The 22,051-nt window shown below is 65.0% G+C and carries 19 protein-coding genes; 4 read left to right on the forward strand and 15 right to left on the reverse strand.

Annotated elements, in window-relative coordinates:
• The first annotated feature begins 5 nt into the window (after window positions 1–5).
• Window positions 6–725, forward strand: coding sequence for a ribonuclease activity regulator RraA (locus XH85_RS03215; protein WP_128930710.1), 720 nt, complete (start codon window positions 6–8; stop codon window positions 723–725).
• Between the two features lie 75 nt (window positions 726–800).
• On the forward strand, window positions 801–1,892 hold the full coding sequence (locus XH85_RS03220; protein ID WP_128930711.1) for an SMP-30/gluconolactonase/LRE family protein: 1,092 nt from the start codon (window positions 801–803) through the stop codon (window positions 1,890–1,892).
• Window positions 1,893–2,046: 154 nt separating this feature from the next.
• Here the strand turns inward: XH85_RS03220 and XH85_RS03225 are convergent, their stop codons facing one another.
• The 4 genes from XH85_RS03225 to XH85_RS03240 form a co-directional block, all read right to left on the reverse strand.
• The gene (locus tag XH85_RS03225; RefSeq protein WP_128930712.1) at window positions 2,047–4,143 is read right to left on the reverse strand and encodes a S9 family peptidase; all 2,097 of its coding nucleotides are present in this window, start codon (window positions 4,141–4,143) and stop codon (window positions 2,047–2,049) included.
• Between the two features lie 285 nt (window positions 4,144–4,428).
• Complete coding sequence (locus tag XH85_RS03230; protein WP_128930713.1) at window positions 4,429–5,616, reverse strand: pyridoxal-phosphate-dependent aminotransferase family protein; 1,188 nt, start codon at window positions 5,614–5,616, stop codon at window positions 4,429–4,431.
• Between the two features lie 107 nt (window positions 5,617–5,723).
• Complete coding sequence (locus XH85_RS03235; protein ID WP_128930714.1) at window positions 5,724–6,449, reverse strand: thermonuclease family protein; 726 nt, start codon at window positions 6,447–6,449, stop codon at window positions 5,724–5,726.
• Between the two features lie 291 nt (window positions 6,450–6,740).
• Complete coding sequence (locus XH85_RS03240; RefSeq protein WP_128930715.1) at window positions 6,741–8,471, reverse strand: hypothetical protein; 1,731 nt, start codon at window positions 8,469–8,471, stop codon at window positions 6,741–6,743.
• A 420-nt stretch (window positions 8,472–8,891) separates the two neighbouring features.
• On the opposite strand from XH85_RS03240, the gene XH85_RS03245 reads away from it, so the two are divergent.
• Entirely contained in the window at window positions 8,892–9,743 is an 852-nt protein-coding gene (locus tag XH85_RS03245; RefSeq protein ID WP_128930716.1) for a caspase family protein, read from the forward strand.
• Between the two features lie 320 nt (window positions 9,744–10,063).
• Here the strand turns inward: XH85_RS03245 and XH85_RS03250 are convergent, their stop codons facing one another.
• From XH85_RS03250 to XH85_RS47225, 4 genes are all read right to left on the reverse strand, one after another.
• Complete coding sequence (locus XH85_RS03250; protein ID WP_164940477.1) at window positions 10,064–10,957, reverse strand: efflux RND transporter periplasmic adaptor subunit; 894 nt, start codon at window positions 10,955–10,957, stop codon at window positions 10,064–10,066.
• Window positions 10,958–11,145: 188 nt separating this feature from the next.
• Window positions 11,146–11,316 (reverse strand): hypothetical protein, encoded by a 171-nt coding sequence (locus tag XH85_RS44685; RefSeq protein ID WP_164940478.1) that lies wholly within the window; start codon window positions 11,314–11,316, stop codon window positions 11,146–11,148.
• A 70-nt stretch (window positions 11,317–11,386) separates the two neighbouring features.
• Window positions 11,387–12,526 (reverse strand): lactonase family protein, encoded by a 1,140-nt coding sequence (locus tag XH85_RS03255; RefSeq protein ID WP_164940479.1) that lies wholly within the window; start codon window positions 12,524–12,526, stop codon window positions 11,387–11,389.
• 123 nt (window positions 12,527–12,649) lie between these two features.
• Window positions 12,650–12,784, reverse strand: coding sequence for a hypothetical protein (locus XH85_RS47225; RefSeq protein ID WP_276485573.1), 135 nt, complete (start codon window positions 12,782–12,784; stop codon window positions 12,650–12,652).
• Between the two features lie 121 nt (window positions 12,785–12,905).
• Here XH85_RS47225 and XH85_RS03260 point away from each other — a divergent pair, with 121 nt between their 5' ends.
• A complete protein-coding gene (locus tag XH85_RS03260) occupies window positions 12,906–13,286 on the forward strand; it encodes a hypothetical protein (RefSeq protein WP_128930718.1) in 381 nt (126 codons plus the stop codon).
• 137 nt (window positions 13,287–13,423) lie between these two features.
• Here XH85_RS03260 and XH85_RS03265 read toward each other — a convergent pair whose 3' ends face one another.
• From XH85_RS03265 to XH85_RS03295, 7 genes are all read right to left on the reverse strand, one after another.
• Complete coding sequence (locus tag XH85_RS03265) at window positions 13,424–14,377, reverse strand: MBL fold metallo-hydrolase (RefSeq protein ID WP_128930719.1); 954 nt, start codon at window positions 14,375–14,377, stop codon at window positions 13,424–13,426.
• 214 nt (window positions 14,378–14,591) lie between these two features.
• On the reverse strand, window positions 14,592–15,377 hold the full coding sequence (locus XH85_RS03270) for an SDR family NAD(P)-dependent oxidoreductase (RefSeq protein WP_245473596.1): 786 nt from the start codon (window positions 15,375–15,377) through the stop codon (window positions 14,592–14,594).
• A gap of 48 nt (window positions 15,378–15,425) precedes the next feature.
• Window positions 15,426–16,631, reverse strand: coding sequence for an NAD(P)/FAD-dependent oxidoreductase (locus XH85_RS03275; RefSeq protein ID WP_128930720.1), 1,206 nt, complete (start codon window positions 16,629–16,631; stop codon window positions 15,426–15,428).
• Between the two features lie 118 nt (window positions 16,632–16,749).
• Window positions 16,750–17,055 carry a hypothetical protein gene (locus XH85_RS03280; protein ID WP_245473597.1) on the reverse strand — a complete coding sequence of 102 codons (306 nt, stop codon included), beginning with the start codon at window positions 17,053–17,055 and terminating at the stop codon, window positions 16,750–16,752.
• 98 nt (window positions 17,056–17,153) lie between these two features.
• A complete protein-coding gene (locus tag XH85_RS03285; protein ID WP_128930721.1) occupies window positions 17,154–18,113 on the reverse strand; it encodes a helix-turn-helix transcriptional regulator in 960 nt (319 codons plus the stop codon).
• Window positions 18,114–18,409: 296 nt separating this feature from the next.
• Window positions 18,410–21,073, reverse strand: coding sequence for a bifunctional diguanylate cyclase/phosphodiesterase (locus XH85_RS03290; RefSeq protein WP_128930722.1), 2,664 nt, complete (start codon window positions 21,071–21,073; stop codon window positions 18,410–18,412).
• Window positions 21,074–21,181: 108 nt separating this feature from the next.
• Window positions 21,182–21,874, reverse strand: a complete 693-nt coding sequence (locus XH85_RS03295; RefSeq protein WP_128930723.1) for a hypothetical protein — start codon at window positions 21,872–21,874, stop codon at window positions 21,182–21,184.
• Between the last annotated feature and the right edge of the window lie 177 nt (window positions 21,875–22,051).

The raw sequence follows: 22,051 nt of genomic DNA on the forward strand, positions 1-22,051 counted from the left end.
ACGACATGTCCAAACTTTCCGAAGCCACCCGCAACAAGCTCAAATCCGTCTCCACCGCCACCGTCGCCACCGCCCTGTTCAAGCGCGGCCTGCGCATCCAGATGGTCCAGGATGTGCACCCCTTAAGCCCCGATCAGCCGACCATGGTCGGCGAGGCCTTCACGCTGCGCTACATGCCGGCACGCGAAGATCTCAACACCATCGAGGTCTTTAGGGATCGCTCGCATCCGCAGCGCAAGGCGGTCGAGGATTGTCCGGCAGGCAGCGTGCTGGTGATGGACAGCCGCAAGGACGCGCGTGCGGCCTCGGCCGGCGCGATCCTGGTGACGCGCTTGATGAAGCGTGGCGTCGCCGGCGTCGTAACTGACGGCGGCTTTCGCGATTCCGCGGAGATCGCCAAGCTCGGCTTCCCGGCCTTTCACCACCGCCCGAGCGCGCCGACCAACCTCACGCTGCACCAGGCGATCGAGATCAACGTCCCGATCGGCTGCGGCGATGCGCCGGTGTTCCCCGGCGATGTCATCCTCGGTGACAGCGACGGCGTCATCGTGATCCCCGCGCATCTCGCAGATGAGATCGCGAACGAAACCTTTGAGATGACCGCGTTCGAGGACTTCGTCACAGAGGAAGTCGGCAAGGGCCGCGGCATCTTCGGCCTGTATCCCGCGACAGATCCGCAGACGCTCACCGACTTTGCCGAATGGCGCAAGAAGAACCGCCGCTAGGCCGAGAGCAAATCATGTCAAGGAACAGGCCGGCCGCATCAAGCGCCGGCCTTTTATCAAGCAGGGAGGATTACAATGAATTTCACGCGACGCAATCTGATGGCCGGCGCCGGCGCAGCAGTGGCATCCACGTTTCTCGCCCGCGCTGCCGGCGCCCAGTCGTTCGCGTTCACGCCCAATCAGCGCTACCCGGACCCGGCCGTCCAGATCCTCGACCCCAGCTTTGCAAAATACCGGCTCTGTTCCTCGACGGTCGAGCAGGTTGCAACCGGGATGCGCTGGGCTGAAGGCCCGGCTTATTTCCCCGAGGGCGGCTATCTCTTGTTCTCCGACATCCCCAACAACCGGATCATGAAGTTCGACGAGAAGACCGGCCAGACCAGCGTGTTTCGCGCCGATGCCAATTACGCCAACGGCAATGCGCGCGACCGCCAGGGCCGCCTCGTCACCTGCGAGCATTCGGTCACCCGCCGCATCACCCGCACCGAGAAGGACGGCAAGATCACAGTGCTCGCCGACAAGTTCGAGGGCAAGCGGCTGAACGCGCCTAACGACATCGTGGTGAAGTCCGACGACAGTATTTGGTTCACCGATCCGCTGTTCGGCATCAACGGCGAGTGGGAGGGCAAGAAGGAGAAGGCCGAGCAGGCCACCACCAACGTCTATCGCATCGCCAAGGACGGCAAGCTCAGCGCCGTCCTCACCGACCTCTTCAATCCCAACGGCCTCGCCTTCTCGCCGGACGAGAAGAAGCTCTACATCGTCGAGTGGAAGGGCACGCCAAACCGCAGCATCTGGAGCTACAATGTCGGCGAGGACGGTGCCTTAAGCGGCAAGACCAAGCTGATCGACGCCGCCGACCAGGGCTCGCTCGACGGCTTTCGCGTCGACCGCGACGGCAATCTCTGGTGTGGTTGGGGCTCGAACGGCGCGTTGCAATCCGAGCCGACCGAGATCGGCGGCCGCAAGGTGTTCCAGCTCAGGAGTAAGCCGGAAGATCTCGATGGCGTCATGGTGTTCAACCCGGAAGGCAAGCCGCTCGCCTTCATCAAGCTGCCGGAACGCTGCGCCAACCTCTGCTTCGGCGGGCCGAAGAACAATCGGCTGTACATGGCCAGCAGCCATTCGGTCTACGCGCTGTATGTCGAGGCGCACGGGGCGGTGTGAGTCTTCGCCTCTACCCGCTTGCGGGGAGAGGACGGATCGCATCGAAGATGCAATCCGGGTGAAGGGGAACTCTCCGCGAGTCCAACTGTCACCGTCCTTGCGGGGACTCCCCCTCACCCCGACCCTCTCCCCGCAAGCGGGGCGAGGGAGAAGGTCAGGCCTCCGCCATCCCCGCCGCCCACAGCGCAAACGCATAGACGATCGCGACTTCGTCGAGCCGATCGAACCGCCCTGAGGCGCCGCCATGGCCGGCGCCCATGTTGGTGCGGAGCAGAACCGGGCCGCCGCCGCGCATGATCGCGCGCAGGCGTGCGATCCATTTGGCGGGCTCCCAATAGGTGACGCGCGGATCGGTCAATCCGCCCATGGCGAGGATCGCCGGGTAGTCCTTCGCCGCGACATTGTCGTAGGGTGAGTAGGACAGGATGGTACGAAAATCCGTCTCGCTCTCGATCGGATTGCCCCATTCCGGCCATTCCGGCGGCGTCAGCGGCAGCGTGTCGTCGAGCATGGTGTTGAGCACGTCGACGAACGGCACTTCGGCCACGATTCCCGCGAACAATTCGCCGGCGCGATTGGCGACCGCGCCCATCAGCATGCCGCCGGCCGAGCCGCCATGGCCGACGATGCGCTTGGCGCTGGTGTATTTCGCTGCGATCAGCGCCCGCGCGCTGGCGGCAAAATCGTCGAACGAATTGGTCTTCTTCTCGCGCTTGCCGTCGAGATACCAGCCCCAGCCTTTGTCGGCGCCGCCGCGGATATGGGCGATGGCATAGACGAAGCCGCGATCGACCAGCGACAGCCGGTTGGCGCTGAACGAAGCGGGCATCGCCATGCCGTAGGAGCCGTAGCCGTAGAGCAGCAGCGGCGCCGAGCCGTCGAGCTTCAGCCCACGGCGATAGAGGATCGAGACCGGCACCTCGGCGCCGTCATGCGCCTTGGCCATGATGCGCGTGGTGACATAGTCGGCGGCGTCGTGCCCGGACGGAATCTCCTGGCGCTTGCGCAAGGTCCGCGTGCGCTTGACCATGTCGTAATCATAGACCTCCGACGGCGTCGTCATCGACGAATAGGCGAAACGCAAATTCGTCGTCTCGAATTCGTAGGAGCCCATCGTATCCAGCGAATAGGCGGCCTCGTCAAAAGCGATCGCATGTTCCTCGTTCGTGGCGAGATCGCGGATCACGATCGCCGGCAGCGCATTGGCGCGCTCGAGCCGCACCAGATGGCCGGCATAGAGATCGAGGTCGATGATGTAGATGCCGGGACGATACGGGATCACGTCGCGCCAGTTCGTGCGCTCGGGCGCGGCGAGCGGCGCCGTGACGATCTTGAAGTCGATGGCGTCGTCGGCATTGGTGAGGATGAACAGCTCGTCGCCGCGGTCGGCCAGCGAATATTGCACGCCTTCTTCGCGCGCTGCGACCAGGCGCGGCGGCGCTTCGGGGTTTGCGAGATCGATCAGCCGCTGCTCCGAGGTCTCGTGGTCGCCGCCAGCGATCACGCAGAAACGGCCGCTGGTGCTCTCGTGCAGATGGGTGAACCAACCGGCGTCCTGCTCCTCATAGACGAGCGTATCGTCGGCCTGCTTGGTGCCGAGCCTGTGCCGCCACACCTGCATCGGCCGGTGATTGTCGTCGAGCTTCACATAGAAGAAGCTCTTGCAATCCGCGGCCCAGACCATGCCGCCGTCGGTCTCCTCGACGATATCGTCAAGATCCTTGGCCGTAGACCAATCGCGCACGCGGATGCTGAAATATTCGGAGCCCTTGGTGTCGGCGCTCCAGGCCTGCAGCTTGTGATCATACGAGTGCCGGCTGCCGCCGAACTTGAAGTATTTGTGGTCCTTGGCGAGCGCATCGCCGTCGAGCACGATATGGCCGTCGCCGCCGTCGCGCGGCATGCGGCCGAACAGCTCGTGCTGCCCGCCCTCGCGAAACCGGCGGAAATAGGCGAAGGGACCGTCGGGCGAGGGTACGCTGGAATCGTCCTCCTTGATCCGCCCCCGCATCTCGCGCACCAGCGTCTTCTGGAGGGGGGCGGTGTGGCCGAGCAAGCTCTCGGTGTAGACGTTCTCTTCATCCAGATATTTGCGGATGTCCGGATCGAGCACGCTGGGATCGCGCAGCACCTCCTGCCATTTCTCGTCCTTCAGCCAGGAATAGTCGTCGGTCACGGTGATCCCGTGCCGCGTGAAGGAATGCGGCCGGCGCGGGGCGACGGGCGGGGTCTTGCTGGCGGTGTTGGGCAAGTCGATCCTCGGAGCTGGGATGTGTCTTGCCCCTATATCAGATCGAATGTGGAGGATTTAAAGAACTCAGAACTTCAATGTCGTCCCGGACAAGCGCGCCCCAAGCGCGCGCAGATCCGGGACCCATACTCCCAGGGCGGGGTTGTAGCGCGAGCTGCCAACTCCGAGTCTTCGTCAAACCACGTCCTGTGGCTATGGGTCCCGGATCAGCGCTCCGCCCTGACAACGCTATGCGTTGCCAGAGCTGCGCTTGTCCGGGACGACAGCGGAGTTTGTGGCAGCGCCCTACACCGCCACTTCCTCACCGAGATACGCGACCGCTGCCTCGAGCCCGCCCTTGCCATGCGGGATCTTCAGCGCGTTGAGCCCGATCTCGATCACGCCCAACGTGCCGAGCAGCATCGGCGCGTTGACATGGCCCATATGGGCGATGCGGAAGGCTTGGCCCGAGAGATCGCCGATGCCGGTGCCGAGCACGACGCCGCACTTCTCCTTGCAATAGCGTTGCAGCACGGCCGGGTCATGGCCGTTGCTCATGGTCACCGTGGTCACGGTGTTGGAGCGCTCGCTGGCTTCCGCGACGTTGAAGCCGAGCACCTGGCCTTCCGACCATGCGCCGACCGCGCGGCGCGCGGCTTCGCCGAGCAGGCTGTGGCGGCGGAAGGCGTTCTCCAGCCCTTCCTCGTGCAGGAGGTCGATCGCCTGGCGCAGCGCGAACAACAGATGCACCGGCGCGGTGCCGGCATATTTGCGATAGTGCTCGGTGCCCTCGCGCTCGCTCCAGCTCCAATAGGGCGTCGCCATGTTGGCTGTCTTGTGCACCTCGAGCGCACGCGCGTTGGCGGCGACGAAACCGAGGCCGGGCGGCGTCATCAGGCCCTTCTGCGAGCCGGACATCGCGACGTCGATGCCCCATTTATCCATCTCGAACGGCATGCAGCCGAGCGAAGCCACGGTATCGACCATGTACAGCGCGGGATGCCCGCTGGCCTTGATCGCCTTGCCGATCGCCTCGATGTCGTTCTGCACGCCCGAGGCCGTGTCGACCTGGACGACGACGACAGCCTTGATGGTGTGCTCCTTGTCGCGGCGCAGGCGCTCCTCGACCTCGTGCGGCCGCACCGCGCGGCGCCAGTCGCCCTTGAGCACCTCGACCTCGGCGCCCATCAGCGCCGCCGCATTGCCCCAGCCGATCGCAAAGCGCCCGCTCTCCAGCACCAGCACCTTGTCGCCGCGCGACAGCACGTTGCTCAGCGCCGCTTCCCAGGCGCCGTGGCCGTTGGCGATGTAGATGTAGGACTTGCCCTTGGTCGAAAACAGCTTCGAGATGTCACGGAGCAGCCCCTCGGTCAGATCGGTCATCTGCCTGGAGTAGATGTCGATCGCCGGACGATGCATCGCCTGCAGCACCTCGTCGGGCATCGTGGTGGGCCCGGGGATGGCCAGAAATTCCCGGCCCGCGCGAACGGTCATTGCTGTTGGTCCTTGTGTCGTGAGAACGGACTGGTGGGTCGCTGAAACACACTTTTACGCGGCGCCGGGGTTTGAGAAAAGCGCTCAAAACGCAGGTCTGAGGTGGGTTATCGCTTCGTCTCGCGGCAGCCCGCGGCCTCCGCCTCTTCCACCGAACAGAACCAGCGGGTGCCTTTGCTGATCTTCATCTTGATCTGGGTGTACCAGCGGCTGGTCGGCTGGTGGTAGATGCATTCGCCGGCGCTGTTGACGTTGCCCTTGATGGTGCAATCAGGCGACGGCGCGACCGGTCCCGAGGCCGAGGCGAGCAGCACCGCATGCGCCCCATCTGGCGGCTTGGTGGCGCCGAGGATGGCAGTCTTCTTGTTGCGGACCCGCCAGTCCCAGGGCGCGATGAAGGCGCCCTGCCACATCCCGGCCTTGGCCTCCCGCGCGGCGGCTTCGTCCGCCTCGTAATCATGGGACATGCGAGTGTAGGCCAGCGCCCAGCCGCTGCGCACCAGCCATTTCTGGATGTCCTCGCCGCCGACCTCGCAACGCGCCACGGTGCGGCCGCGCCGGTCGATCGCGCGGGTATGGCACACCCAATTCTTGCCATCGGCATATTTGGCGAGCTCGTCGCGCGCGGCGACGCCACAGGTCCAGCGTTCGGTCTTGGTGTTGAGGCAAAGCTGGTCGACTGCCGGCGCGTCGATGCCGCCGAGCCGCACCCGCGTGTTGCCGATCACCACGGTATCGCCGGCGCGCACTTTTGCCATGCCGGTGATGTCGGCGGCGTCAGCCAGCGACGGGAGGGCGATGAAAGCCAGCGCAATCAGGACTTTTCGCAACATGCCGGTCCGCAAGTTCCAGGAAAATCTCGATAGACCCCGCGATTGTGGTCAGCTTTTGGCCACTCGACCAGCGCCTGCCTAACAGATGAGCTTTCAACTTCCCGTCATTGCATGGCGCTCCTTCACCCTCCCCTGGAGGGGGAGGGTCGGCATGCGATCGAGCGAAGCGAGATTGCGTGACGGGGTGGGGTGATCTCTCCACTCGGGCACTGTTCGTCGCGGAGGGACCGTCACCCCATCCCGCTCGCGCTGCGCGCGATCGACCCTCCCCCTCCAGGGGAGGGTGAAGAGCTACCCCCGCCCTGCCATCGTTCGCCGGGCCACCGCCAGTCCCATCAGCACGAACGCCGACGTCACCTCGGGCCCGCCGACCAGAATCCGCGTCGGTGTCTTCATCTTGTTCCATTCATAGGCACGGAACGGGCCGCGGCGGCCGCCTTCGCCGATGGCATCGACGATCACGTTCAGCGCCGGCGCGAAGGCGCGTGGGTCGGCGCCGAGATGGCCGAGCGCGATCAGCGCCAGCGCGGCGTCGAACACATTCATCTCCGCGGCCATCAGCTCGCCCTTGACGTAGGATAGCACGCGGTGGCGGATGAAATCGAAATCGCCGTCGGGATCGATTGCGGCTTGCGCTGCCAGCGGCAGCGCCAGGAAGGCGGCATAACAACGGCCGAAATAGGCGCTGTAGAGCTCCGGCAGGTAATAGATGTGCGAGCGCGGATTGGCGAAAGCACCGCTCGCGGCTAATCGCTTCTGGAAGCCGATGATGCGATGCACGGTGGCGAGCCGCGATGGCGTCTCCAGAATCTTCCAGCGTGCCAGGTTGCGGAAGCTGACTTCGAGAATGTCGAGATTGAGCGTCGGATCGAGATCGTTGCCGTAAGGACGCTCGCCCGCGAGATTATCGATCCAGGTCGCAACGCCGCCCTCATAGTCGATATGGTCGTTGAGCGGCACCGTCACGCGCGGCGCGTTGACGCCGGCGCGGACCTGGTAGCCGGCGTAGAAATCCAGCAGCGGCTGGTCGATGATCTCATCGGTGCAGCCGGCCTGCGTCGCTGCCGAGATCGAGCAGGCCGTAGTGTCGCAATCCGGCACGTAGATCCCGAAGCCGAGATCCTGCTTGATCTGGGCGAAGAAGCGGGAGAAGCGCGGATGCGGCGCCGGCGCGAGCGCGGTGATGACGTTGAACCGCGCGCCGTCGATGCCCTCGACCTCCTCGCGGCTGATGTTGACGCAGAAATCCACCATGTCGGCGATCGCACGCTCCGCCGCGATCTTGTCGGCGGGTAAGGCGAGCCCGGTCTCGATATAGCCCAGCAGCGCCTCGATGAAGAACGCATCGTAATAGGCCGAACGGTGGCGGATCTGCACCGGCTCCCACATCGGCTCGGCAACCCCTCGCCACGGCGGATGCACCACGGCGCGCGCCGGCGAGCGCGCGATGAAGACGCGGGCGAGGTTGAACAGCAGCGAGGAATTCTTGTAGCCGCGCGCGTTCAGCCCGGTGAGCGCCATGATCAGCTCGCGTCCGCGGCAATCGGGATCGCCGATCAGGTTGAAGGCGGCATAGGTCGGCAGAAAACCGTTTCGGCGATACGAGCCGAGCAGGTGCTGCGCGCAGTCGCGGATCACGCCGTCGATCTGCGATTGTTGCGGCGCCTTGCCGACGAACACGGCCGGCGGCGGCCTGGGATGGTCGAGCGCGATGCTGTCGAGGAGATCGGCCACGGGCTGGCCGACGGCCGCCCAGTCGGGCTCCGCCTCGTCGCGGGCACGGGCGAGCGCCTGGCGCAGCGCCGCCAATCGGGCCTCGTCGCGCAACTCGGGCAATCCGGCCCGCCGCAGCAGCACCCGCAGCGCGGGATTGCCGAGCGCGGTCTTGTAGAATTTGGCGAGATGCGGATCGCCGCCGGCCTGACCCGCCAGCACGGGATCGCAGACCTCGTAAAGCGAGGGGCCGTCCTTCCGCGCCGTCAGCGCCCGGCAGGCGGCGCCGGCAAAATATTGAAAGCTCATGAAATACCTGGTCGCGGGGCATTGGCCGGGGGCCGGCCGACACGCTCCCAGCCGCGTGCCACCCCCTGCAAGTCGTTGAAAAAGCTACCCGGATTCGCAGGAAATACAAATGTGATGGGAGTCACGGAAAAAGTCGGCACGAGGGCTGCATGATGAGGCCCCGGAAGCCTCCGGGGGAACCCAAAGCGGAGAAAATCGGGCCGGAGAATTATCTAACATCTTCAGCTGCTTAGCTCAAATATTGGGCGAACTATTGCCGGGGAGGCGATATCCGGTTAAAGGTTTGTCTGGTGCGGCGCCGCAAATTGCGCGCAATTCGGGGGCACATCCCCGGCCAATCCCTCAAACCTAAAGACGCTATCGCGCTACTCAAACAGTGTGCGCGCGCTTGGCTGGTCTTTGGCACAGGAACGAACCGAGATGAATGTAAGGCAGCTCGACCTTTCCCGACGCACGATTGCCGTCGCCGCCGCCCTCATCGGCACGGTGTCCCTCGTGATCGGCGCCCATGCTGCCCTCAACATGCGCGCGATCGACGCCGCCAAGGCCGTCTCGACCGACCAGATCACCGGCTCGATCGGCCATGCCACGCGTCTGGCGCTGGTCATCGGCAATGGACATTACCCAGACGCCAACGCGCCCCTGACGCAGTCGATCAATGATGCACGCGCGCTCTCTTCGTCCCTGCGCAAGAGCGGCTTTGACGTCGACATGGTGGAAGACGCGACCAAGGACGACATGGTCCGCGCCGTCAACCGCCTGAAGTCCCGGATCAAGCACGACAGCGTCGTCATGCTGTTCTTCGGCGGCTATGGCGTGCAGGCCGGCCGCGAGAGCTACATGCTGCCGGTCGATGCCGTGATCTGGAAAGAAAGCGACGTCCGCCGCCACGGCGTCTCCATCGAGGGCGTGCTCGACATGATGAAGGAGCAAGGCGCCAAGGCCAAGCTCGTCGTCGTCGACGCCTCCCGCCGTAACCCCTACGAGCGCCGCTTCCGCTCCTACAGCCACGGTCTCGCGCCGATCAGCGCGTCCGACAATGCGCTGATCCTCACCTCGGCCTCGCCCGGCAAGGTCGTCGATGACGGCAAGGGCGAGCACAGCGTGCTGGTCAGCGAGCTCCTCAACAACCTCAATGCGCAAGGCAGCAGCGCCGAAAGCGTCTTCAACAAGACCCGCGTCGCCATCTCCCGCGCCAGCGAAGGCGACCAGGTCCCGAGCGTCTCGTCGTCATTGCTCGAGGACGTCCGTTTCGGCGAAGCCGGCGGCTAGTTTTTTTTAAGGTCATACGAGCACTCGTAGGGTGGGCAAAGGCGCAAAGCGCCGTGCCCACCATTCTCTCCAACATTTCGAAAGACGTGGGCACGCGGAGCCTGTCATCGGGCGCGCGTTTCGCGCGACCCGGTGGCTTTGCCCACCCTACGATAGCCGTGCCTGAGCGCACGTCTGTCGCCACCTCGTCATTGCGAGGAGCTCTTGCGACGAAGCAATCCAGAAATCTCTCCGTGGAGGGACTCTGGATTGCTTCGCGGAGCCTGTCATCGGGCCGCGCTACGCGCGGACCCGTTGGCTCGCAATGACGACGGCGATATCTACTTCGCCGCTTCCGCGCTCGCCATCACCGGGCGCACCGGATCGCCCTCGCGCAGCAGCGCGCCGGCGCGGGCGACGATGACGTCGCCATCGTTGAGGCCGTCGCGGACCTCGATATTGCCGCCCGACATCAATCCGATCTCGACGCGCTTGGTCTCGACGCGATTGCGGCGGATCACCTGCACCACGGTGCCGGCCGAGGAATATTGCACGGCCGTCAGCGGCACCGCGACGTTGCAGCTCTGCCCGGTCTTGATCAGCGCGCGCCCGCTCGCGTTGAGCAACAGGCGCTTCTGCGAGGAGATGCCGATATAGACCATGCCCTGCTGGATGTTTTGCTCGACGGTCGGCCCGATGCGGCGAATCTTGCCGTCGATGTCGCCGGCGCCGGCGATGCGCACGGTCGCTTGCTGATTGACGGCGAGCTTGCGCATGTCGGTGGTCGCGACCAGACCGACCAGATCATATTCGCTGCGCGCCACGATCGTGAACAGGGCCTCGCCCTTGGCCGAGGCGAAATTGCCGATCTGCGCGGTCGACGTGGCGATCACGCCCGCCACCGGCGCGGTGACCTGAAGCGTGCCGCCTTCCGGCAGCGCCAGCCGCGCCAGCACCTGGCCGGCAGTGATGGTCTGGCCGGCTTCGGCCAGCACCTCGGTTACCTTCAAGCTGGGACGTTCGGGCCGCACCGAGGTCTCCTCGCGCGCGATGATCGTGCCGGTGGCCTCGACGATGTCGGAGAAGCAGGATTTCGCGACCTTCAGCACCGTGACCGCCGGCCCCTTGGGGGCATCGTCCTCGGCGGCTCCAGCCTGATATGGGCCGAGAGCGAACACGCCAGCGATAGCTGCGGGAAACAGGCTTCGGGCAACGGCACGGGGCAAATGACGCATCGAAAATTCCACGGGTTCAAGCCCTTCAATCGATAGCAGATGGCAACGGGCCGGACTACGGCAGCGTTGTCCCATGGCGGGATGCCACGCCGGCGCGGGCCGCGGTGGCAAGTCTTTGATTAGTCGCGCGATTGGAGATCAGGTTCGCTCCCGCCGGACGGGGAGGTCGCAGCGGGGCTGGCGGGCCGTCAGCTCCGGCGGTCACCCAGCAGCTTGCCGGTGGCGCGATCGATCAGGTGCAGGCGCGTACAGGCCTGACACGGCACGGAAACATGCGTCCGATCGGTTGGCTCGTCGCCAAGCCGATATTGCACATTCATGCCGGTCTGGGGGCACTTGAAGACAATTTGACGGTCCATGCCCGATGATATCGCGCCAAGGCGGGCCTCGCGAAATTACGGATGATTACGTAGGCCGGCCGCGCGTCCCTCACGGCAGGCTCAGAAACTCCACCCAGTTCGGCTTCTTGCCGGTGGGATAGGATTTCAGCTTGGCGAGCGCGCCGCTGCTCTGGTTGATCGCATAGACCGTCATGCCGTCGGAGAGTTCGCCGACCGCGGCGAGATAGCGCCCAGAGGGATCGATGTTGAAGCCGCGGGGCTGCTTCTCGGTCGGCACGCTGCCGATCGTGGTCAGCTTGCCGCTTGTTGCATCGACCTTGTAGGCGGTGAGCGTGTTCGTGGTGCGCTCGGAGGCGTAGAGGAAGCGCCCGTCGGGCGTGATGTGGATGTCGGCGGCCCAAGGTTTTTTATCGGAGGCTTTGCCGTTGAACCCTTCGGGCAGTGCGCTGGTGCGCTGGATCTCGGTCCAGGCGCCGCTCTTGGCGTCATAGCTGAACGCCGCGACGTCGCCGTTCAGCTCGTGAACGAGATAGACGAACTTGCCACCCGGGTGGAATACGAAGTGCCGCGGCCCGGATTTTTCCGGCAGCTTGTGTGCCGGCGGATCGCTCGGCGTCAGCGTGCCGGTCGTGGCGTCGAACGCAAAGCTCAGCACCTGGTCGGAGCCGAGATTGGTCGCGAACGCGAAGCGGTTGTCGGGCGAGGACACGACGGCGTGCGCGTTCAGCCCGGTCGGGATCACCTGCTTCGGCTCACCGACGACGCCGTTGGCTTGAAGCGGATTCAGCGCGACCTTGTTGCCGCCATAGGAGGCACTGAACAGGAACTTGCCGCTGCGATCGATGGCGATATTGGCCATGCTGTCGGCGAGCGGTCCGTTGCCGATATGACTGAGCTGGCCCGTCTTGGGGTTGATCGCGAAGCTCACCGCGAGGTATGGCTGCGAGCGGATTCCGGCGATCAGCACGCGCTTGTCGGGGGTGATCGCGAGCGGCGTCGAGGATCCCGGCTTTTCGACGCCGGTGAAGGCGGCCGTCTGCACCGGCATCATCTCGCCGCTCTCGGCCATCTTGAACACGCTGATGTCGTTGCTGTCGGCGTTGCCGACATAAGCGAAGGTTTCGGCCATGCCGGCACGGACTCCAGGGATGAGGGCGAGAAAGGCGAGGGTGGTGGCGATCGCAACGTGCGGCAGGCGCGATGCGATGCGTCGGGTCGGTCTCAACATGGTCTCCTCCTCAAAGCCGGTGCGGCATTGTCGTTTTGCCGTCGAGGATAGCGGGAGGCGCGCCGTCGTACCAAATTCCAGTTGGGATTGATCGATGCCGTAATTGTATCGGTCGCCCGGAGGCTACCGCACCGCCGCCACGCTGCGGGAGGGCAAATGGGGGCCGGGCGGGTAATTGGGCGGACCGAGCACGGTCCATACGGTGACCGCAAGCAGCCCGCAGGTCAGGATGGTCCAGGCGATCAGTCGTCTCCGCATCAGGCCTAATCCGCCGGTCGAATCTCGATGCCTCGGGCAACGATCGTGCACCGCAAACCGCGGCGATCCTATGACCTCGTTCACAATGCGAACCAATGCCGCGCCAGCGCATTGAAGCATCATGCCCCGTGAAAACGATCTCGAAGGCAAGCCCGACATGGGCGGCAAGCATGGCGGTCAGCAAGGCCAGCCCAAGCCGCCGCCGCGCCCGCATCAGGGCGAGCGCGACGAGGACGTCGTGGCAAAGCGCCACACCGGTCAAACCGGTCGCAGCGCCCCGCCGACCAAGAATAGCCCCGCATGCGCACCGGGAACGGCAGCCTCGCCTTGCCGTTACCCTGATCCCGCGGGCGGAGGAGATCGAGACGGAGGCTGGCACGTGTTTTGGATCTATTGGGACACCGCCTGGTCGCTGATCATCAGCGGCATCATGTTTGCGACCATCGTCAGCCATCCCGACGCCGAGATCGCCGAAGTGCGTGCCGCAAAAGGCATGATGTAGACTTTCTGTCGTGCGGCAAAGCGCGATGAGATCGGGTGATCGTCATCGCGCTTCGGTTCGCGCTGAGCATGATCCTTAAACCGCAGCAGACTTTGCGCCAACGCGGCCCGTCAGGTTCGGATCATGCTTTCTAGCGGTCAGTAGTCCCAGAACGCCGGCACCCAGCGAAAGTGGTCGCCGTCGACCGCCACCCGGCCGACCGATGGGAACGGCATGTGAGTGGCGACGAGGAGCTCTTCGTTCGCCGCCAGCTCCCGCAGGAGACGGACACGAACGCGGGCCGCCTCTTCGGGATCGTGCTCGAAGCCGTTGTGCCACTCGGGGTGATCGAATCCGACGGTGAACACGGCGTCGCCGGCGAATGTCAACCGATCGCCGCCGGATGCCAGGCGGACCACGCTGTGCCCGGGGGTGTGGCCGCCGGTGCGCGTGACCACCACGCCCGGCGCCACCTCGTGCTCGTCCTCGAAGGTGCGCAGCTGGTTATGGTACTCTTTCGCGAATCGCTTGGCGGTTGCCCGAAGCGCATCCGGAAATCCCGGCGGCATCGCGACGTGGGAGAAATCGGGCGCCTCCCAGAATTTGACCTCGGCGGCTGCCACGTGGATGCGCAGGTCCGCGCGCAACCGGTCCCTGACCTCGTCGACGAGCAGGCCGCCAATGTGGTCCATGTGCATATGCGTCAGCACCACGTCGGTCACGGACCCAAGATCGATGCCGGCGGCTTCCAGTCGCTTGCTCAACTGCCCGGCCCGCGGCAGGTGCAAGTCAGGGTCGGACCCTAGTCCAGCGTCGACGAGGATGGTCTGGCCGCCGCTGCGCACCACGACCACGTTCAGCGCCCAATCGAAAGCATCCGGCGGCAGGAACATGTCCTTCAGCCAGGCCGCGCGGACGGCCGGGTCGGCGTTGTGGGCCAGCATCGCACCTGGCAGCGTCAGCACCCCATCGCTGATCACCAGCACGTCGATCTCGCCGATCCGCAGCGCGTACCGCGACGGGACCAGCTCTTCGGGGCCTCTGCCGAGATGTGCAGTGTCGTGCAAGTTCATGTTCGTCTTCTCCTGGGTGTTGCGGATCGTCTGATTCATTGTTGAAAGCTCCTGCGCTCTGTCTTGACGTTCAGTTTGGGAAAAGACCGCGCGTCTTCCGTGGGCGGCGCGGTCAATGCTGGTGAGATGTTCGGAGATTGGTGGCGCGCTCATTGCTGGTGCTGTCCCGTGATGATTTATCGAACGCGACGTGCGAGTGCCCCAGAGCGATTGCCGTCGCTATAGGGTGATTGCTGCCAACGCATGCGGGCAGCTATGCCAGTCCCAAGCCGCCATCGATCGCGACCACCTGGCCCGTCACCCATTCTGAGGCGGGGCCGGCAAGCCGGACGATCCATTCTGCGACATCGTCCGGAACGCCGCGCCGCCCGAGCGGTATGCGCGCGCGCTCCTGCTCCTTGATTGCGGCAGCCTGCTCCAGGGACAGCCCCATCATGCCAGTCAGAGCGCCGGATTCCGTGGGCCCCGCAGCGACCGCGTTCACGCGTATACCGACCGGTGCGAGCTCCAGCGCCCAGCAGCGAGTCAAGTGCTCCAATGCCGCCTTGCTGGCTGCGTAATGCGACAGGGCGCCCGCCGGCCTGTGACCGAAAGTGCTCGAGACATTGACGATTGCGCCCTGTGTTGCCCTGAGGTGAGGCAGAGCAGCAGCGGCGAGCAGACTTGGGCCGATCACATTCACGGAGAAGATGTCCATGATCCGATCGGCCGTCGCGTCGACCAGCGGAAGAATTGCGCCTGCGCCTGCGTTGTTCACCAAGGCATCGACCTTGCCCCAGGTATCGACCGCCTTGGCAATTGTGCGCCTGGCATCTTCGGCGGAGGCGACATCGGCAACCAGGCCGGCAATGTTTGCATGCTCGGCAACCGTTTCTTCGATAGGGCCGGGACGGCGGCCGGTCACGAGCACCTTGTCGCCTTGTCTGGCGAAACGTAGTGCCGCCGCGCGCCCGATGCCCGAGCTGCCTCCCGTCACGATGACGACATTTTCACTTTTCATGTTCGATCTCCTTCTTTGCTGACAGCGCAGTCCAGCCACGATCGATTGAGACCGCGTGTGGAGGCGTGGCCGATGTCGTGTGAGTGCTTAGAGGTCAGTCACGCGCTCCGGATCGGCCGAGGCCAGCGCGACGGCACGTTCGGCGCGCGGCGGGTAGATCCAGACGGTGTTGATCTCGCGTTTCGTCTTCTTGGCGACCTCGCCGACGATCTCCACGTTGCGCTCCCAGCCGCGCGTGAACAGCGCGCCGGCTTCGCCGAGATCGAGGCATGTGACATAGGCCTTCTGGTGATAGGGCCTGGTCGGCAGGCCCAGCAGCTCCGCGGCCGCATTGTTGCCGGCGAAGGCGCCCATGCGCGTGGCGTGCTGGCACGACATCAGCGCGTAATTGCCCTCGTCGTCGCAGGCGGCACGCGCCGCATCGCCGGCCGCGAATACGCCCTGGACGCCTGGCACCTGCAAGCAGCGGTCGACCAGCAAGCGGCCGAAACTGTCGCGCTCGGCGGGGATCTGTGCGGTCAAAGGCGCGGCACGAATGCCCGCCGCCCAGATCACCGTCTCGGTCTCGATGTGTTCGCCGCTGGACAGGGTGACGCCGGACTCGTCGAGCGAGGTGACGCCGGCACCGAGGCGGGTTTGAACACCGAGCTTGTGAAGGGCGTCCTCGATGACGGGTCGAGGGCCTGCGCCCATGTCGGGCGCGATCGCATTGTTGCGCTCGACGATGATGACGCGGGACTTCGCGTTGGTACCGAGGATGTCGCGAAGCCGTGCCGGCATTTCGGTGGCGGCCTCGATGCCGGTGAAGCCGCCGCCGGCGACGACGACCGTGTCGCGCCCGTTCGTGGCCGGCCGCTTGGCGAGGCCATGCAGGTGCTTGTCGAGCGCAATCGCATCGTCGAGCGAATCGACGCTGAAGCCATGGCCGGCAAGACCCGGAATGTTCGGACGGAACAGCCGGCTGCCGGTGGTCACGACGAGGCGGTCGTAAGAGAGTGTCTTCTTCGTGCCCTTCGCGGTGGCGATCTTTACCATGCAGGATTTGGTGTCGACCGTCTCGGCGATGCCCTGCACATAGGTGACGTCGATGGCCTCGAGCACGTCGAGCAGGGGCGCCGTCAGGGTCTCGGGCTTCGGTTCGTAGAGCCGCGGGCGAACCACGAGCGTCGGCTCGGGGGCCACCAGCGCGATCTCGAGCGCCTCCGGCGAGACGCCCTGAATCTCGCGCAGGCGGGCTGCGGAAAGGGCGGCGTACATGCCGGCGAAGCCGGCGCCGATGATGACTAATCGCATGGGGTTGCTCCTTGGTAGGCAGTTTCGAAAGTCCGTGCGCGAGCCGTCGCTGCTCCGTCGAGGGCCGCGTTCGGCGACGGCACGAAGAGATGAGAAGGGATGAAGTGAATCGCTGGTCTTAAGGCGCTACGCAGCGCGACAGCTGCGAACTCGATGGCCAGCCTCGGCGAAAGATGACCGACTGAGCCGCCCTCGGGCTCCAGTCCTGGTAAGGAAGGCCGGAGCCGTCCCGGGTCATGATCGACATCAGCGGGTAGGCTCGGTGCAGGGCCTGCGCGGGAATCTCCACCTCCTCGCCCGTCGCGGACGTGAAGCGAACGGCCAGCGAGAGTCCGTACAAGGTTGCAGTCGCAAGGCCTCGGCGGCGCGAGGCGATCACCCTCCGGCTGATGAAGTTTTTCCAGGTCATCTTTTTCCAGGTCATCTTCGGTCTCCGTCGATTGGTCTGGGCATGGTGATGGTTTAGCGGATCGGATCTGCCGCTGCGCCAGAGCGATTGCCGTGATTGCAGCGCGATTGCTGCTAACGCTGGCGCCTGCGCCAATCGCTCGGGCTCTCGCCGGTCAGCTTCCTGAAGGCGGCTGCGAATGCCGTCTGCGAGGAATAGCCAAGCGCGGCTGCGATCGAGACCACCGCATCGTCACTGTCGCGCAGCATCTTCATGGCCTGCTCCAGCCGGTGCTGGCGGAGCCAGGCATGCGGCGACAACCCGGTGCTTTCCTTGAAGGCGCGGCAGAAGTGAAAGCGCGACAGACCGGCATCGGACGCCAGCGCATCGAGCGAGACGTCCGCATCACTGTCAGACCGCAATCGTTCGATCGCACGGAGCAGGACTTTCGGCGACAGCCCGCCCATGGTCGGCTGCAACGTGGTCGGCGAGCCTGAATGGGCCGCCAGAACGCGCGTGGCCAGAAGATCCGTCAGCTGATGCCGGAACAGATTATCCAGCGCGCCATGGCCCTCCAGCGCGTCCGCCGCGCTCAAGAGCAGTCGGGACGTGATGGGATCGGGATGCGCCGTTCGCTCCAGCAGGTCGGCCGGTCCGGTGGTTCCGGCCTCGTCGGCAATGCGCTTCAGCGTCGCATCGGGAAGATAGAGCTGAACCACGTCGACGGGCTTCGGAATGTCCCACCTGGAGCTCGATCCTTCCGGAATGATGATCAGGACCCCGGGGCGAAACGTACCGATCGCAACCGATCGTCCCGAGCGCCGCTCCATGCGCTGCATCACGCCGTTGTAGGCCATGATCACGTGGTGGCTCATGGGCTCGACGACGTCGTGCAGTGGATCGTGTCTCCAGTGCGCGATGCCGGCGCCGGAGGCATCCAGCGCCATGCGAAATGGCTCGGTCCTGAGCACGCGCGCCATCTCCGCACCGGCGGCGCGCCGGTCGGAATGCGAGTTGTCCTCCCCCTGTCCGCCAAGTGCAGGTGGCAAGCCCTGCTGCGGGGGATCGCGCATGGGAGCGGAGTTTCCGGTCATAGTTGCGCCTCCTGATCAGTCGAACTTCAAATCAGTCGCCCGTATTTGTACGGGCCGGTGCGCGTTCTATGGCTGTGAGTGCCCAGCGTATTGCCTGAAGCGGCCACGCTTTGTCCGATCCTGCTCCAAGCAGGCGCGGGGTTTCGCGAACGCACGATGGGCGGAGGGGGAGGGAAACGCTTTATGACAAAAGGCGTGACAGGCGGTCGCGTGCCATCAGTTCAACCGCATCACGAGCCCTTCGGTGCCGATCGTCTCGGACACCGCGGATGGAGCGGCAGTCATGAGCGCGCGGCTCAAGCCGCCGCGGCCTGCGCCGACAAGAGCTGTTTCAGTTTCGCCGCGGGCACCGCGGGGCTGAACAGCCAGCCCTGCATCTGGCTGCATCCGAGCTGGCGCAGCACCTCGCGCTGGGCCTCGGTCTCGACGCCTTCGGCGGTCGTCGCCATGCGGCGGGCGGCGGCCATGTGCACCACGGCCTGCACGATCGGCGAGGAATCCTCGGGCTCGCCGATGTCGCTGATGAAGCTGCGATCGATCTTGATCTTGTCGAACGGGAAGCGGTGCAGATAGCTCAGCGACGAATAGCCGGTGCCGAAATCGTCGAGCGCGATTCGTACGCCGAGCTCGCGCAGCTGCTGGAGGATGGTCAGCGCCTCCTCGTCATCGCGAATGAGCACGGTCTCGGTGATCTCGAGCTCGAGCCGTTCCGGCGCCAGCCCCGACTCCGCGAGCGCGGCGGCGACCTTGAGCGCGAGCGTTCGCGATCGGAACTGCACCGGCGACACGTTCACCGCAACGTGGATCTGGCCGGGCCAGCTCGCGGCCTCGGTACAGGCCTGCTTCAGCACCCATTCGCCGATCTCGCCGATCAGGCCGGTCTCTTCCGCAACCGGAATGAAGTCTGCGGGCGAAACCATGCCGCGTTCCGGGTGGCGCCAGCGCAGCAGCGCCTCGCAGCCGGTGACGACATTGGCCGCGAGGTCGACCAGCGGCTGGTAGTGCACCTCGAACTCGCTGCGCGCGAGCGCCTGCCGCAGATCGAGCTCGAGCTGCCGGCGCGCCTTCGCCTTGGCGTCGTATTCGGGTGAGAAGACGCGGAAGGTGCGGCGCCCTTCCGACTTCGCGGCGTACATAGCGAGATCGGCGCGCTTGAGCAGGTCGTCGATATTGTCGCCATGGTCGGGCGCGATCGCGATGCCGATGCTGGCATCGGTCGGGATCTCCTGGCCCTTGCAGTTCACGGGTGTGCGCAGGGCATTCAAGATCGTTTCCGCCAGCGTGGTCAGCTGGGCCTCATCGTTGGTGCCGGCCTTGATGATGGCGAATTCGTCGCCGCCGAGCCGTGCCACCATGTCGTTGCCGCTGACGCAGGCGCGCAGACGGTTCGCGACCTGGCGCAGCAGCTCGTCGCCGACCTCGTGTCCGAGCGAATCGTTGACGCCCTTGAACTCGTCGACATCGATATAGAGGATCGCGAACGGCTTGCCTTGGGCAAGCTCGGCGACGCGGCGCTCCAGATGCCCGCGCATCAGCACGCGGTTGGGCAGGTCGGTCAACGCGTCGTAATGCGCCATATGGGCGATACGCTCATCGGCGCGGATGCGCGCGGTGACGTCGTCATGGGTGGCGAGCCAGCCGCCGGCCGCGCCCGGCTGGTTCTTGATCTCGATCAGCCGGCCGTCGGCGGTCTCGACGATGGTGCTCTGGGTGCGCCCGACATTGTTCAGGATGTCGTCGCAATAGGACGAGACGTCGCCGTGGAACGAGCCGGTGTCGTGGCGATGCTGGATCACGTCGCGGAAATGGGCGCCGGGCTTCACCACCTCGCTCGACAGAGCGTACATCTCGATATAGCGCCGGTTACAGACGATCAGCCGCTCGTCCTGATCGAACATCAACAGGCCCTGCGTCATGGTGTTCATGGCGGTGTCGAGCCGCTGCTTCTCCAGCGAGAGCCGGTGCGTCACCTGGCGGAAGATCAGATAGAGCGTGAGCACGAGCAGGCCGATCGACAGCACGGCCACCGTGACGAAGAACTTCGTCTGCGTGCGCCAGGTGGCGAGCGTCGCATCCAGCGACTTGGTCGCAATCACGACCAGCGGCTCGCCGGTGAGGAGGCGCGAAGCGACGATGCGGTCCTTGCCGTCGATCGGGCTTGCGAGCTTCGTGGTGACGAAGGTGCGCTCGAACACCGCCATCTGCTCGGGCGTGCCCTTGCGGTAGTTCTGCCCGATCATCGCATCGACATGCGGGATGCGCGCGAGCAGCTGGCCGTTCTGGTGATGCATCGCGATCGAGGATTCTTCGCCCAGCCCAGTCGAGGCGAAGAAGGATTCGAGCTGCTCCGGCGCGATCGCGCGCGAGACGAGCCCAAGGAATTCGCCGTGCGGGCCGGAGACGCGCCGGGCGAACACGATCGCCGGTCCGTTACCGAGGCGGCCCTTTACGACCTCGATCTCTTCCTGCGCGGCCGGATCGTTCTTGAGCCGATTGAAATAGCCGCGGTCGGCCACCGATATCTCGGCGACCGGCCAGCGCCGCGACGAGTTGATCAGCACGCCCTTGGAATCGAACACGTTGGCGCCGGCGACGTCGGACCAGCCGCTGGCCTTTGCGCGCAGCACCTCGTGCATGGCGAGCGTGCCCATCTCGCTGCGGAACACCTCGGCGGATTCGATGCCGCGGCTTTCGAGCTCGGCGATGATGCTCTTCTGGAGCACCGCAAAGTCCTCGAACTCGCGGTCGAAATGCCGCGCCAGCATGCGGACGGAGTTTTCCAGGCTGTCGCGGCCGCTCTCGATCGCGTTCTGCCGGAAGCGGTCGACGGTGAGCGCGGTGCCGATGGCGGTCGCGGCCATCAGCACGAAGCCGCCGACGATCAGCCATGTCAGCGGTGCCCCGCGCAAGCGGCGCAGCAACGCGCGCATCCGCGCGGTCCATCGGATCGATGTGCCCATCCAGCCCTCCCGTGGGGCGCAAGATGCAGCAAAACCGACAAGACCCCGTTACCAGCAAGGGTTACGAAAATATGAATCGGAACGGAATCAGGGGGTTGTTCCCCGGCGTCACCGCCGGATCTCCCACCTCAAGGCTTCCGCATTCGCCTTGGCGAACATCGCCGGCACGTCGAAGGTCCCGGACTTGAGATCATAGCGACAGCGCCAGTCGGCGAGGCCCTTCATGGCGACGTTCTTCGGGTGCTTGTCCATTTCGCCCGACAGCGAGATCACGAGGTAACGGTTGTCGGGCCATTTCACGCCGAGCCCGCGATAGGCCTCTTCCGTGCCTTTCACGAGATTGGCCGAGATGTGGTAGTCGAGCTTCATCTTCCGCGTGTCCGGCCGGCTGTGGAAATAGGCCCAGGCGAGATCGCTGAGCGAATGCTTCGTCGCGCTCACGAAGGCGCCCTTCTCGACATGGTAGAGAAAGAGGTCCTGCTCGCCCGAGCCGGTCTTCTGCATCCGCACCAGCCATTGCGAGTCGCTGGTGAAGCGGAAGCCGGCGCCATAACCTTGCTCGGGCTTCAGCTCGGTCATCTGCTCGCCGCGCCGGGCCCAGACCTGCCATTTGACGTCGAAATCGCCGCCGTCCTTCATGTACTGCTCGAGCTTGGTGGCACCGTCGGGCGAGGTGAAGGCGAGGTCGGCATTGTCGGTGAGGACGAAACCCGGCGGCGGGCCGGATGCGGCCAATGCGGGCGATGCGGCCAGCGTCAGGACAAGCGCCAGCCATGGTGCGGGGCGGCAAAATGCGTTCACGGGGAAAATCCTTAAAAAAATTGGGCGCAATGCGGTCTCGTTGATTTGACGCCGACAGGGCCCTGCCGGTTCATCTCGGGCGCGGCTGCGCATCATCCCAACGATCGTCTTGCTGCCGCAGCGAAAACGGCGCAATTTGCTGCCCTCGGCTGATTTGCGTCCCAAGGTTCATTTCCG

Source organism: Bradyrhizobium zhanjiangense, assembly GCF_004114935.1.
GTDB classification, from domain to species: domain Bacteria; phylum Pseudomonadota; class Alphaproteobacteria; order Rhizobiales; family Xanthobacteraceae; genus Bradyrhizobium; species Bradyrhizobium zhanjiangense.

Coding starts and splice junctions, on each gene's coding strand:
- XH85_RS03215 (WP_128930710.1), top strand. CDS start 6: ATGTCCAAACTTTCCGAAGCCACCCGCAACAAGCTCAAATCCGTCTCC.
- XH85_RS03220 (WP_128930711.1), top strand. CDS start 801: ATGAATTTCACGCGACGCAATCTGATGGCCGGCGCCGGCGCAGCAGTG.
- XH85_RS03230 (WP_128930713.1), bottom strand. CDS start 5,616: ATGACCGTTCGCGCGGGCCGGGAATTTCTGGCCATCCCCGGGCCCACC.
- XH85_RS03235 (WP_128930714.1), bottom strand. CDS start 6,449: ATGTTGCGAAAAGTCCTGATTGCGCTGGCTTTCATCGCCCTCCCGTCG.
- XH85_RS03240 (WP_128930715.1), bottom strand. CDS start 8,471: ATGAGCTTTCAATATTTTGCCGGCGCCGCCTGCCGGGCGCTGACGGCG.
- XH85_RS03245 (WP_128930716.1), top strand. CDS start 8,892: ATGAATGTAAGGCAGCTCGACCTTTCCCGACGCACGATTGCCGTCGCC.
- XH85_RS03250 (WP_164940477.1), bottom strand. CDS start 10,957: ATGCGTCATTTGCCCCGTGCCGTTGCCCGAAGCCTGTTTCCCGCAGCT.
- XH85_RS44685 (WP_164940478.1), bottom strand. CDS start 11,316: ATGGACCGTCAAATTGTCTTCAAGTGCCCCCAGACCGGCATGAATGTG.
- XH85_RS03255 (WP_164940479.1), bottom strand. CDS start 12,526: ATGTTGAGACCGACCCGACGCATCGCATCGCGCCTGCCGCACGTTGCG.
- XH85_RS47225 (WP_276485573.1), bottom strand. CDS start 12,784: ATGCGGAGACGACTGATCGCCTGGACCATCCTGACCTGCGGGCTGCTT.
- XH85_RS03260 (WP_128930718.1), top strand. CDS start 12,906: ATGCCCCGTGAAAACGATCTCGAAGGCAAGCCCGACATGGGCGGCAAG.
- XH85_RS03265 (WP_128930719.1), bottom strand. CDS start 14,377: ATGAATCAGACGATCCGCAACACCCAGGAGAAGACGAACATGAACTTG.
- XH85_RS03275 (WP_128930720.1), bottom strand. CDS start 16,631: ATGCGATTAGTCATCATCGGCGCCGGCTTCGCCGGCATGTACGCCGCC.
- XH85_RS03280 (WP_245473597.1), bottom strand. CDS start 17,055: ATGACCTGGAAAAAGATGACCTGGAAAAACTTCATCAGCCGGAGGGTG.
- XH85_RS03285 (WP_128930721.1), bottom strand. CDS start 18,113: ATGACCGGAAACTCCGCTCCCATGCGCGATCCCCCGCAGCAGGGCTTG.
- XH85_RS03290 (WP_128930722.1), bottom strand. CDS start 21,073: ATGGGCACATCGATCCGATGGACCGCGCGGATGCGCGCGTTGCTGCGC.